Raw genomic sequence first — 11,522 nt, 5'->3', positions numbered from 1 at the left:
CTCGGCTTCGCAGTCGTGGAAGGTCTCCATTTCGTGATCCTTATAAAGGCCTTCTGCGCGCTTTTTTGTCGCGTTGGTGCTTTTGAAGGTGCCGTACGCAATATTTTTATAGCCCTTTTTCAGCACTATGGCCTTGATGTATTCGAGGTTCGGGCAGCGGTCGTGATGATAATTGTCGGTAGTCACGCAGGAGGCGAGATGCACCGCCACTTCATCCTTTTTGACGTCGGTCTGCGCGCGCAGCTTGTTTGAGAGATGCTCAAGGTGCGAGGCGACGCTCCCGCCGCAGCAGCCGCCGCAGTCGAAGGCGATGTAGCGCGTATCAGGGCCGTAGCCGCATTCCTCAAAAAATCCTTCGCGGTCGTAGAAGCATTTCATGCAGGCAAAGCCGCTGCACCTGCGGCGCGCCACTTCGCACTGGATGATGACGACAAGTTTGATGCTCATAAAAGATTCCCCCCGATAAAATTATTTCCCGTAAAGCTATTATAGCCGCAGAGCGGCGCCCTGCAAGCGCCGCAAATATAACCGGCGCATGGAGGTTTTGAAGCTCGCGTTATACTCCCATACGGCGCCAACGCGGGGGGGGGGGGGACGCTGCCTCCGTGCGCCGGTATTTCAAGAAACGGCGCACGGAGTTTTCAGCCTCAAGCGGGTCAGGTCAGAATATCAAAGGCTGTGCGCGCCACATTCCAGCGTTTTCTCCGCCGCGGCTATGACGTTGCCGGCAAGGATGGCGGTGGTGACGGCCCCAACTCCGCCGGGGACGGGGCTGATGGCCTCCACGATGGGCTCAACCTCGGAGAAGCGCGTGTCGCCGCAGATGTTGCCGCCGTCGTCCACATGTATGCCTACGTCCAGCACAACCTGCCCCTCTCTGGCACACTCCGCGCCAATCATGCCGGCCTTGCCGGCCGCAACCACCAGAATATCCGCCTCTTTGCAAATTGCGTGAAGATTTTTTGAGCGGCTGTGGCAGGTGGTGACGGTTGCGTTTTCGCCCAGCAGCAGCATGGAGACGGGCTTGCCAATGACGAGGCTGCGCCCTACCACCACGGCGCGGCGGCCTGAGATGGGAATGTTGTTGTATTTCAGCAGTTCCAGGCAGGAGGCGGCCGTGCAGGGCGCATAGCCGCCGTCGCTTCCGACAAAGACCGCGGCGAGAGAGCCATCTGTGATGCCGTCCATATCTTTAGCGGGCAAAAGAGAGGCGCGGACGGCCTCGCCGTCTATGTGCCGGGGCAGGGGGCGGAATATGAGCACTCCGTGTATCTTGTCGTCCTGATTGAGAGCGTGCATCTCCGCAAGCAATTTATCCTGAGGCACAGATTCCGGCAGTATCACCTGGCGGACGCTTATGCCCACCTTATCGCAGCGCTTCAATGCGCTGCGTTCATAAGAAAGATCGTCCTCGCGCGCGCCCACCCGCACTATCGCGAGGCAAGGAGTCACGCCTCTTGCCCGCAGCCTTGAAGCCTTGATCTGTAACTTCTCGGTCAGAGCTTTTGCCGTTTCCGCGCCCTTTAATAAAGCAGCCATAGCAGTTTCCTCCTTAGTTGACTCTATTTAAGCTGTGACATGACCGCCGTGAAAACCGCGTCAGCCCTGTCCGTGCCGGAGATGAGCATATCCACCGCATGCTTGTTGAGCTGCTGGGCATAGGCGCGATCGGCCATAGCTTTCGTGTTTATGAATACGTTCAAACTCGCGGCGCTTAGGGCCGCGCGGCAGCAGACGGCGGCGCATCCTGCGTCGCTTATTGCGATTTTTGAGCCGATTTGGGAGAAACGTTCTATCACTTCAAGAGCCTCTATGCAAAGCTCCATTATCTCCATAGGCGCGCCGCAGGCTTTGCGCAGCGCTTCTGCCATGACGCTGGCCTTCTTTGTTCGCTCTTCTTCCGTCTCATTCGGCATTCCATAGGCCCGAGAGAGGGGTTCAAATACTTCGGCGTCTTTTTCCACCAACAGAAGCAGCTTATCCTGCAGTTCGTCCGACCTGGCCTTCAGGTTTAATATTTCCTGCTGTACATCGGCGTATTTCTGTTTGCCTACGGTGAGGCTGCCCACCATGTTTCCCAGCGCTACTCCGATGGCGCCTACCAAGGCGGCCGCGCCGCCTCCGCCCGGCACCGGCGCACAGGAGGCGAGCCGGGCGACAAAGTTGATACCGCTCAATTCAGTTATTTTCATTATTTTTCTTCCTTTTCAAGTCGTCAGGGTCGCCCCCGCAGTTGATTAGGCAGTCTATGCTTATTGGGCGAAATTATTTGATCAGCGTTTCTCTAATGTTTATTAAAAAGAAGGCCCGGCCCCGGCCGCTTGTTGCATAGCCGGCCCTTGGAGCGGGCGAAAGGTAGTCTCAGGCGTGGTGCTCGCTTTTATTTTTTCTGAGGCATGCTGTGGATGGAGCGCCCGTGAGCGGACTCTACAGCCTCTGTGACGGCCTCGCAGAAGGTTGGGTGCGGCCTCATCGTCAGCGTCAGCTGCTCCGCCGTCAGGTGGTTCGCACAGGCGGTGGCAAGTTCCGCTATCATGTCTGTTGCACGCTCGCACATGAGCTGCGCGCCAAGAAGTATCTCGCTCTCCGCGTCAAATACCAGCTTGATAAATCCGCGTTCTCCGTTTTCGATGATCGTTTTCCCATTGCCGGACATCATATATTTGCCCACCAGCAGCGACCTGCCGTCGGAGATAGCCTCCGCCTCTGTCATGCCCACGCAGGCGATCTCGGGGTCGGTATAGATGCAGTTTGGTACAAATTCCAGACAAACGCTCGGTTCTTCTCCAGCAAGCCGTTCACAGACGGTGATAGCCTGAGCGGAGGCTAGATGAGCAAGCTGCATGCCTCCGGTGACGTCTCCTATGGCGTATATTCCCGGCACGGGCGTCTCAAAACGGTCGTTTACTACGATGCGGCCATTGCACAGAGGCAGGGTAAAGCCTCCGCAGAAGAGGCCCTCCGTCTCTGGGTCGCGGCCGTTTGCGACAAGTATGCTCTCCGCCTCAAGCTCGCATTCTTTCCCGTCGGAGGTGAAGCGGCACAAGAGTCCGCCGCCCTGTTGGACGACTTCGTTTACCGTGGATTTGCCGTAGACCTTTATTCCGCGTTTTTTGAGGACGGCTCCAAAGTTTTTGGAGATATCGGCATCCCAGACGCGCATCAGACTGCTGCGCACCACAAGCGAAACCTCGCAGCCAAGGTTTGCAAATACAGTGGCAAACTCGACCGCGATGACTCCCGCGCCGAATACCAGCAGTTTTTTCTTCACAATGCCGCTGTCGCTGAGAAGTTCGTCGCTAGTGATGACTCCGGGAAGTTCGCAGCCGGGAAACTGTGTACGCGCGGGAACTGAGCCGCTGGCTATCAGGATGTTTTTCGCATAGATCATTCTTTCATCGCCTGCGGGAGGGGTGAACTTCACGCGCCCTTGCCCCGCGACGGCACCGGAGCCGGCAAGACGCATGACGCCGTGGGATTTGAGAAGCTGCTCCACGCCGCCGCGCAGCCTTTCGACGACCTGGTCCTTGCGCGCGTACATTTTTTCCGGAGAACAGGAGACGTTGTCAGCCTTCAGCCCAAGCAGCTCAAAATCGTGGAGGGCCTTGGAGAAGAGCGTAGAGGTATAAAGCAAAGATTTTGTTGGGATGCAGCCGCGGTTAAGGCAGGTGCCGCCGACCTCCCTGCGCTCAATGAGACAGACCGAAAGCCCCAGCTGCGCCGCCCTGATAGCGCCCACATAGCCTCCCGGCCCGGCGCCGATGATTATCAGATCATAGTTATCCATTATTCCGCCTCCATAAGGATCGAAGAAATGTCAAGGAGCATTTGTTTGCGCGCCTCTTCGCAGGGAAGCTCGGCAAGCGCGCCGCAAAGCGCCTTTGATGAAAATTCCGCGCCGCGAAGGGCCTTTTCAGCCGTTTCGGAGAGCTCGGGGTCCATGGAGTCTGTAAAAAGACGCACCTCCGCGACCCTGCCCGCCTCTACCTTCAGATGCACTTCCGCGCCGCCCCAGACAAAACGTTTTTTTCTGGTGAATAAAAAGTCCGGCTCAGACTCAAGCCTCCAGGCGGCGGAGGCAAATTTTTCAGTAAGCGCCCGCAGGCGTCCGCCGTCCAGTTCGGAGAGCGCTCGCTCTTCGCAAGCTACGCCGTACTCTGCGCAAAAGGCGCTGCGCAGCGCCGCCGTCATGCTTTCGACTGTGATGGCGCTTTCAAGCTCCGATAGGTTGACTACCCTGGAGCGGACGGAACGGACGCCTTTATTTTCCAGCTTATCCTGCGCTACGTTTAGATATTTGACCATGCGCGAGGTGTCGGCGCTTATCAGCAGCGTGCCGTGATGACAGCGCCGCCGCGCGGAGGACATAAAGGCGTTGCCGGAGAACTTCCTGCCGTCTATCGTGATGTCGTTGCGTCCGGAGGCCTCAGCCGCCAGCCCGAAGGAGCGAACGGCGGCAAGTATCACGCGCAGCTGACGTGCCACATCGTAGTCTGGGTCAGCCGCCAGAAAGGAGAAGTTCAGGTTCCCCAGGTCGTGGAAGACCGCGCCTCCGCCGGAAAGGCGGCGGGCGAGATACCCGCCGTCCTTTTCAAGCTGCTCTACGCGGCATTCGGCGCGTCCGTTTTGGTTGCGGCCGATGACGACCGTCTGCCGGTTTTGCCAGAGGTACATGGTACAGCTCTTGGGCTCCGCCTCCCGCATCAAATATTCTTCAACGGCCTGATTCCTGTATGGAGTATATCCGTCTGCGATGACAAGAGCTGTCTTTTCAATCATCTTAGAAACCGTGACGGATGACCGGCGTCCTCGCCGCAGCCACTTCATCCGGGCGTCCTACCGCTGTGGCCAGGGGGGCGTTATGCAGCGCCTCAGGCTTGCTGGCCGCCATCTCAAGCAATTTGACGATAGAGCGCGCCGCCTCGTCCAAAGTATCTTTTGTCTCCGTCTCCGTAGGCTCGAACATCAGCGCCTCATGCACTATCAGCGGGAAGTACATGGTCGGGGGGTGCATGCCGCAGTCAAGCATCGCCTTCGCGACATCGCTTGCCGTGACGCCCGTCTGTTTATGCAGCTCCTCAAGCGTCAGCACAAACTCGTGCATACAGAGGCCGTCGTTTGAGGTGGGGCAATGCTCCTTGAGCAGGACGCGCAGATAGTTCGCGTTCAGCACGGCGTTCTGCGACGCCTCGCGCAGCCCGGCTCCGCCTAAAGAGAGGACATAGCACAGAGCGCGCACGCAGACGAGAAAATTGCCGTAGAAGGAGCGGACTGAGCCTATTGATGAGGGCGCCTCTTTAAACGCAAAGCCGCTCTCTTTCCGGACGATGGACTTGCCGGGCATATACTTCGCAAGTATTTGCTTCGCGCCCACCGCAGCTGCGCCCGGGCCGCCCCCGCCGTGCGGCGTAGAGAAGGTCTTGTGCAGATTGAGGTGGATGACGTCAAAGCCCATGTCGCCGGGGCGCGCCGCGCCCATAATGGCGTTCATGTTGGCGCCGTCATAATAGCAGAGGCCGCCCGCTTCGTGAACGATTCTGGTGATTTCGAGTATATTTTTATCGAACATACCGAGGGTATTTGGGTTCGTGAGCATGAGGCCTGCGGTATCGGGCCCAACTGCTGCGCGCAGGGCGTCAAGGTCGACGCTGCCGTCTGCGGCGGAGGGAATGTTCACCGCCTGAAAGCCCGCCATAGCGCAGCTTGCTGGGTTGGTGCCGTGAGCGGAGTCTGGAACTATTATCTTGTCACGAGCCGCGCCGCCGTTGTCAAGCTGGTAGGCCTTGATGAGCAGCAGCCCCGTAAGCTCGCCGTGCGCGCCGGCCGCCGGCTGGAACGTCATGGCGTCCATGCCCACAAGCTCGGAGAGCAGCTCCTCCAGCGTCGCTAAAACCTCCATGCAGCCCTGCATGGTATGTTCCGGCTGGAGCGGGTGGATTGCCTGAAAACCTTTGAGCGCGGCAATCTCCTCATTGACTGCGGGATTATATTTCATCGTGCAGGAACCGAGCGGGTAAAAACCGCAGTTGACCCCGTAGACCTGTTTGTTCAGCTCTGTATAATGGCGGCAGAGATCCACCTCCGCCAACTCTGGCAGACGTGGAACAGTTCTGCGCTTCATCTCGTCGGATATTCCGTAAAACGGCACGTCACAGACGGGCAATGGGGCGCATCTGCGTCCTGCGGCGCTTCTTTCAAAAATCAGCTTCATTTGCCGGCTACCTCCTTCAGGACAGAAACGAGCGTATCTATCTGCTCCCTGCTGTTCATCTCCGTGGCGCACCACAGTATACCCTCCGCTACGGCCAAGCCGCCCAAAATGCCCTTTTCCTCAAGGATAGAGAGCAGCTCCCCTGTATCTACTGGGCAGGCGGTGACAAATTCGTTAAAAAATACACCCGGATATGCCAGATGGAAGCCCTGGATATTTATTATATTAGCGGCCATATAATGCGCTTTAGCAAAGCACTGTTCGGCGACCTCGCGCATTCCCTCCGGCCCCATCACGGCCATGTAGACGCCCGCAGTCAGGGCGCAGAGCGCCTCGTTAGAGCAGATGTTGGAAGAGGCCTTCTCGCGGCGTATGTGCTGCTCGCGGGCCTGCAGCGTGAGGACAAAGCAGCGTCTGCCCTCTGCGTCACGCGTCTCTCCTACGATGCGCCCCGGCAGCTTGCGCTGCATTTTCTCCGTACAGGCCATGAAGCCAAGATAGGGGCCGCCGAAGGCCATCGGTATGCCGAGGGGCTGCCCCTCGCCTACTGCGATGTCTGCGCCGCACTCCGCCGGCGTTTTGAGGACCGCCGCCGCAATCGGATTGACGTTCATGATGAACTTGGCGCCCGCCGCGTGAACCAAGTCAGCGATGGCCGCGCAATCCTCGACAATGCCGAAGAAGCTGGGCTGCTGCACGCACACGCAGGCGGTCTTATCATCAAGCGCGGCCTTAAGCGCGTCAACATCCGTCCTGCCGTCCGCTGCGGGAATCACTACGCATTCAGCGCCCGCGCCGTAGCAGTAGGTGCGCATAACCTTAATGACCTCCGGGTGGCAGGCGCCTGATATGACGACCTTCTCGCGCTTGCGGTCGCGGCACATAGCGGCGGCCTCGGCGGAGGCGGAGGGCCCGTCATAAACGGAGGCGTTGGCGGCGTCCATGCCAGTCAGTTCACAAATCATAGTCTGATATTCAAAGATAGACTGAAGAATGCCCTGGCTGATCTCAGCCTGATAGGGGGTATAGGCGGTGACAAACTCCTCTTTTGCGGTCACACGCTTCACGATGGAGGGGATATAGTGGTTATAGGCTCCGGCTCCGCGGAAAATACATGGGAATACCTTGTTCTTTGCGGCCATCATCTCCATGCTCGCCTTGACCTCCATCTCGGACATTCCGTCCGGGAGGTCAAGTGCGCCCTCTTTCAGACGCATACTTTCGGGGACGTCGGCGTAAAGCTCCTCAAAAGATGAGACTCCAACAGCCTCAAGCATCTCCAGCCTTTGCTTCATTGTAGAAGGAACGTAGCTACTCATAAAAATCAATCCTTTCTGCCTTCACAGGGCGGAGGGACTACATGGCCTCGCAGTATGCTTTGTACTCTTTCTCGTCCATCAGCTCGCCATAGGCGGAAATATCTTCGACCTTTATGAGCCACGCGCCGTAAGGATCTTCGTTCACCAGCTGAGGCCTGTCGGCCAGCTCTTCGTTGATTTCAGCCACCGTGCCCGTAACGCCGGAAAAGATGTCGCTCACCGCTTTGACGCTCTCGACATCGCAAAAGGCCTCGCCCGCCGTCACTGCATCGCCCGCTTCGGGCAGGTTTATAAAGACCAGTTCGCCCAGCTGATCCTGTGCATAATCGTCCAGACCAAGCAGCGCACAATTATCGCCAAGTTCTTTGACCCACTCATGTGTTTTTGTGTACTTAAGATCGCTTTTGATATTCATAATATTTTCCTCCTAGGTTTTTTTGGATTATGGTTTATATGATCGCTTAAAGAATCGGGATATCGCGCGCCGTGTTGTAGAAGGGAAGCGGAACTATCTCCACCGGCACGCGCCTGCCGCGCACGTCGACCTCCAGCTTGTTGCCCAGCACGGCAAGCTCAGGCTCCACGAAGGCCATACCAGCGCTCGCGTTGATCCACGCCATGAAGGTTCCAGATGAAACGAAGCCAACCTTTTTATCTCCGTCATATATATCTTGATGGTCGCGAATGACGCCGCGCCCTATCACCTTTACACCGACGCGCTTTTTTGAGGGCGTGCCGCGTTTTATCAATCCGGCCTTCCCTATGAAATCGGGCTTGTCCATTTTTACTGCAAAATCCAGCCCCGCAGTCAGCGGGTCAATCACTTCGCTTATCTCATGGCCGTAAAGCGGAAGCGCGGCCTCTGTGCGCAATGTATCGCGCGAGCCCAGGCCGCACGGCTCGACGCCTATGGCAAGCAGCGCGTCCCATACCGCCGTCGCGCCCTCGTTTGGCATAAAGAGCTCGTAACCGAAGGAGCCGGTATAGCCGGTGCGTGAAACGAAGCAATCTACCCCCGCAATGACGACATTCTCTGTAAATGTATAATATTTTGTCGGAAGCGGCGTACCGGAGACTATCTCCGAAATCTTAAGCGACGCCGGCCCCTGCGCCGCTATCTGCGAATAGTCGTCGCACATATCCGTCAGCTGGACGTCGCCTATGAGGTGATCCCTTATCCAGTCCACATCCTTCGCCGCATTGGAGGCGTTTATGACCAGATAGTAGCTGTCCTGATTGCGGCGGTAGACGATCAAATCGTCGATGCAGCCGCCGTCCTCATAGAGCATCAGAGAATAACGGCAGCTGCCGTCCTTCATGCTGTCAAAGCTGTTGGAAAAAAGGTTGTTTACGTTCTTCAAAGCGTCTGGCCCGTCAAGGCGCGCCTCACCCATGTGGCTGCAGTCAAACATGCCCGCTTGCTCGCGCACTAATTTGTGTTCTTCCAGAATGCCCTTTGGGAACTGAACGGGCATATGATGCCCCGCAAAAGAAACCATCTTGCCGCCAAGTTCAATGTGCCTGTCATAAAGCGCGGTTTTTTTATCCATCATTTATTTCCTCCTTAAGTATGTCGCAGCCGAGCAAAAATGCTCCTCCTCAGCTGTCTTGTGTTATATTTTTTGTGTATTTTTTCACTTTTAACGGAAAAATTTTTGCGCGGCAGCAGCCTCAGCCATGACGCGGTGTCCCGCAACCGATGGATGAAGCCCATCGGGAAAATAGGCGCGGCTCCAGCCGCACTCCCTGGAATAAACGTCAAAGGCAGCCGCGAAATCTACCATGCGCAGCTTGAACTCGCCCGAAAAAAGCCGCAGCCATTCGATATAGGAACGCGTTTTTTCCGCAGTCGCACCTAAACCCAACAGGGAGCTTCGGCCTCGCGCCGCCTCCGCGTGCGGCGGGATCGGCGTGCCTATAACAGGGCGCACGCCGCAGGCGGCGCACTGATGCACCATCGCCGTCACATTAGGTTTGGCGCACTCCCAAGAGCCGGCGGCCAGGATGTCGTTGACTCCGCCCATTATCAGCACCGCGTCGGGAGATTGGGAAAGAAGGATATGGTTCAGCCGCGCAAGCATCCCGCCGGTGCTGTCGCCGGTGACGCCCGCATTGGCCCAGCTGCTCGCCGTCATGCCGGCAAGAAGGCTGACCCAGCATTCTTCTGTACGGACGCCGTAACCGGCTGTGAGGCTATCTCCTAAACATACGACCTTCATGGCGCATACCCCCGAACCTCTTGATTAATTTTTATATTTCACAGTTATCTTATGCGTTCATTTTACGCAATCGATAAGGCATTTGCGAAGCCCTATAATTGATATATAGCCCTATGAAAATTGATATAAGAAGAGCGATTTGATCTCTCCATAAATCCGAGCGTCGAAAAGCATGCCAAAGAGGCGCAAATAGGCGGTACACGCCTTGTAAAGCTTGGGCGAAAAGGATAAATCATATTAAAACACCAGCCTTCCTGTGCGCTTTTCATTTTTCCTATAGCGGAATATCTCTTCACCACGCTATATTGACGCGGCATGGAGAATATGGTATGTTGTTATCGATACTTCAAGAGCAGTTAAATAATTTATATATGAAAGCCTGTATTAAAGAACTGATGAAAGAGATGGGCTAAGGCCGTCGTCTCTGTTGGTCGGTGTCAATATTCTGTAGTTTGCGCATAGTATTCGTGGATGGTATCGCAAGAGAACTGCGTGGCAGTAGGCGAAGGCGGGGCGTTTAAGATATGAATTTAGTAAGCTTGACCTATATCATCGAGGTGGCAAAGAGCGGCTCTATAAGCAAAGCGGCCCAGTCGCTGCTCATTGCGCAGCCAAATTTGAGCCGTTCCATTAAGGAACTGGAATCTGAGCTGGGCATCACGCTCTTCAACCGCACCTTCAAAGGCATGACATTGACGCCGGAGGGCGAAGAGTTTCTGGGCTACGCAAAAAAAATCATCGGGCAGATAGAAGAAATCGAGCACATGTACAGAAATAAAACCAAGATGGAGGCAAAACAGATATTTTCTATTTGTGTGCCGAGGGCAAGCTATATCGCAAACGCCTTCGCCCGTTTCTCTTTGAAGATGACAGACGGCGCCGCTGAGTTCTATTATAAAGAAACAAATTCATCACATACCATAAGCAATGTGCTCTCCTCCGAATATAATCTCGGGATAATCCGTTACGCAAAGAAATTCAGCTCCTATTTCAACAGCATGTTTGAGGAAAAAAGGCTGGCGCACAGGCTGGTAAAAGATTTCCGGTATGTTCTCATCACGCACCGCGAGGGCGCGCTCGCCTCCCAAAAGCAGATACGCCTCTCCGACCTGGATTCTTTTATTGAGATAGCCCACGCAGACCCCTTTGTCCCCTCCCTGGCGCTTGCGGCCATCAAAAGGGAAGAACTGCCGGAGACTGTGAAGCGCCGCATCTTTGTCTTTGAGCGGGGCAGCCAGTTTGACCTGCTGGCCAATAATAAGGAAACCTTTATGTGGGTCTCCCCCATTCCAAAGCATCTGCTTGAACGTTATAATCTGGCGCAAAGAGAATGCGCGGACAACGAGAAGGAGTATCAGGACGTTTTGATATACCGCGAGGACTACTATCTTTCCGAGCTGGACAAACTCTTTTTGCTGGCTCTGTAAACACCCCCCTCGACTGTGCCCATCTTCTCAAACAGCTCCGCAAGCTTCAACGTCTTTATAAGCGGCGTGCTGAGACTGGAAGGACGCGCGCCTTCGGCGCCGCATGTTGTACGAAACGACGCTTGTTATTAAGAACGCAAAAATAATTATCCGCGCCAGAAATTCGCCGCCGGGCTTGCAAAAGCACGTCGGCCCATTTGCCGCAACGCTCGTCGAAGACGCCCTGCGCGCCAGTGCAGGAGCTCTTGCCGTGGTGTGGGTTTTGCAAAAAAAGTGCTGCAAATTGCCGCAAATAGGTGCTACAATAGAGGCGTTATCAATTCTTAATTGTTTTTATTGATTGTTT

Annotated in this window: 12 protein-coding genes; 2 read left to right on the top strand and 10 right to left on the bottom strand. The window is 55.7% G+C overall.

Annotation, left to right across the window (positions count from 1 at the left end):
• The 10 genes from RRY12_08565 to RRY12_08520 all read right to left on the bottom strand — a co-directional run.
• On the bottom strand, positions 1–447 hold a 447-nt coding region (locus tag RRY12_08565; GenBank protein ID MEG2184715.1), incomplete at its 3' end, for a CGGC domain-containing protein.
• A 222-nt stretch (positions 448–669) separates the two neighbouring features.
• The gene (locus RRY12_08560) at positions 670–1,539 is read right to left on the bottom strand and encodes a tetrahydrofolate dehydrogenase/cyclohydrolase catalytic domain-containing protein (protein ID MEG2184714.1); all 870 of its coding nucleotides are present in this window, start codon (positions 1,537–1,539) and stop codon (positions 670–672) included.
• Between the two features lie 23 nt (positions 1,540–1,562).
• Positions 1,563–2,192 (bottom strand): cyclodeaminase/cyclohydrolase family protein, encoded by a 630-nt coding sequence (locus RRY12_08555; GenBank protein ID MEG2184713.1) that lies wholly within the window; start codon positions 2,190–2,192, stop codon positions 1,563–1,565.
• 188 nt (positions 2,193–2,380) lie between these two features.
• A complete protein-coding gene (lpdA, locus tag RRY12_08550; GenBank protein MEG2184712.1) occupies positions 2,381–3,787 on the bottom strand; it encodes a dihydrolipoyl dehydrogenase in 1,407 nt (468 codons plus the stop codon).
• Positions 3,787–4,779, bottom strand: coding sequence for a lipoate--protein ligase (locus RRY12_08545; protein MEG2184711.1), 993 nt, complete (start codon positions 4,777–4,779; stop codon positions 3,787–3,789). Before RRY12_08545 ends, lpdA begins: the two co-directional genes overlap by 1 nt.
• A 1-nt stretch (position 4,780) precedes the next feature.
• Positions 4,781–6,211: an aminomethyl-transferring glycine dehydrogenase subunit GcvPB gene (gene gcvPB, locus RRY12_08540; GenBank protein MEG2184710.1), complete on the bottom strand. Its 1,431-nt coding sequence runs from the start codon at positions 6,209–6,211 to the stop codon at positions 4,781–4,783.
• Positions 6,208–7,530 carry an aminomethyl-transferring glycine dehydrogenase subunit GcvPA gene (gcvPA, locus tag RRY12_08535; GenBank protein ID MEG2184709.1) on the bottom strand — a complete coding sequence of 441 codons (1,323 nt, stop codon included), beginning with the start codon at positions 7,528–7,530 and terminating at the stop codon, positions 6,208–6,210. Before gcvPA ends, gcvPB begins: the two co-directional genes overlap by 4 nt.
• A gap of 37 nt (positions 7,531–7,567) precedes the next feature.
• On the bottom strand, positions 7,568–7,945 hold the full coding sequence (gene gcvH / locus RRY12_08530; GenBank protein ID MEG2184708.1) for a glycine cleavage system protein GcvH: 378 nt from the start codon (positions 7,943–7,945) through the stop codon (positions 7,568–7,570).
• Positions 7,946–7,991: 46 nt separating this feature from the next.
• The gene (gene gcvT / locus RRY12_08525; protein MEG2184707.1) at positions 7,992–9,083 is read right to left on the bottom strand and encodes a glycine cleavage system aminomethyltransferase GcvT; all 1,092 of its coding nucleotides are present in this window, start codon (positions 9,081–9,083) and stop codon (positions 7,992–7,994) included.
• 87 nt (positions 9,084–9,170) lie between these two features.
• On the bottom strand, positions 9,171–9,749 hold the full coding sequence (locus RRY12_08520) for a GDSL-type esterase/lipase family protein (protein ID MEG2184706.1): 579 nt from the start codon (positions 9,747–9,749) through the stop codon (positions 9,171–9,173).
• 524 nt (positions 9,750–10,273) lie between these two features.
• On the opposite strand from RRY12_08520, the gene RRY12_08515 reads away from it, so the two are divergent.
• Positions 10,274–11,176, top strand: coding sequence for a LysR family transcriptional regulator (locus tag RRY12_08515; GenBank protein ID MEG2184705.1), 903 nt, complete (start codon positions 10,274–10,276; stop codon positions 11,174–11,176).
• Positions 11,177–11,282: 106 nt separating this feature from the next.
• Complete coding sequence (locus RRY12_08510; GenBank protein MEG2184704.1) at positions 11,283–11,516, top strand: hypothetical protein; 234 nt, start codon at positions 11,283–11,285, stop codon at positions 11,514–11,516.
• Positions 11,517–11,522 lie beyond the last annotated feature (6 nt).

The organism is Cloacibacillus sp. (genome assembly GCA_036655895.1).
In the GTDB taxonomy this organism is placed as follows: Bacteria; Synergistota; Synergistia; order Synergistales; family Synergistaceae; genus JAVVPF01.
Note: the sequence above shows the minus strand (reverse complement) of the source record. Positions and strands in the feature narration are given on the sequence as shown.

What these genes read in the sequence shown, in the direction of transcription:
- gcvT (MEG2184707.1), bottom strand. Translation starts at nt 9,083, where the DNA reads ATGATGGATAAAAAAACCGCGCTTTATGACAGGCACATTGAACTTGGC.
- RRY12_08555 (MEG2184713.1), bottom strand. Translation starts at nt 2,192, where the DNA reads ATGAAAATAACTGAATTGAGCGGTATCAACTTTGTCGCCCGGCTCGCC.
- gcvPA (MEG2184709.1), bottom strand. Translation starts at nt 7,530, where the DNA reads ATGAGTAGCTACGTTCCTTCTACAATGAAGCAAAGGCTGGAGATGCTT.
- RRY12_08560 (MEG2184714.1), bottom strand. Translation starts at nt 1,539, where the DNA reads ATGGCTGCTTTATTAAAGGGCGCGGAAACGGCAAAAGCTCTGACCGAG.
- gcvH (MEG2184708.1), bottom strand. Translation starts at nt 7,945, where the DNA reads ATGAATATCAAAAGCGATCTTAAGTACACAAAAACACATGAGTGGGTC.
- RRY12_08545 (MEG2184711.1), bottom strand. Translation starts at nt 4,779, where the DNA reads ATGATTGAAAAGACAGCTCTTGTCATCGCAGACGGATATACTCCATAC.
- RRY12_08520 (MEG2184706.1), bottom strand. Translation starts at nt 9,749, where the DNA reads ATGAAGGTCGTATGTTTAGGAGATAGCCTCACAGCCGGTTACGGCGTC.
- lpdA (MEG2184712.1), bottom strand. Translation starts at nt 3,787, where the DNA reads ATGGATAACTATGATCTGATAATCATCGGCGCCGGGCCGGGAGGCTAT.
- RRY12_08515 (MEG2184705.1), top strand. Translation starts at nt 10,274, where the DNA reads ATGAATTTAGTAAGCTTGACCTATATCATCGAGGTGGCAAAGAGCGGC.
- gcvPB (MEG2184710.1), bottom strand. Translation starts at nt 6,211, where the DNA reads ATGAAGCTGATTTTTGAAAGAAGCGCCGCAGGACGCAGATGCGCCCCA.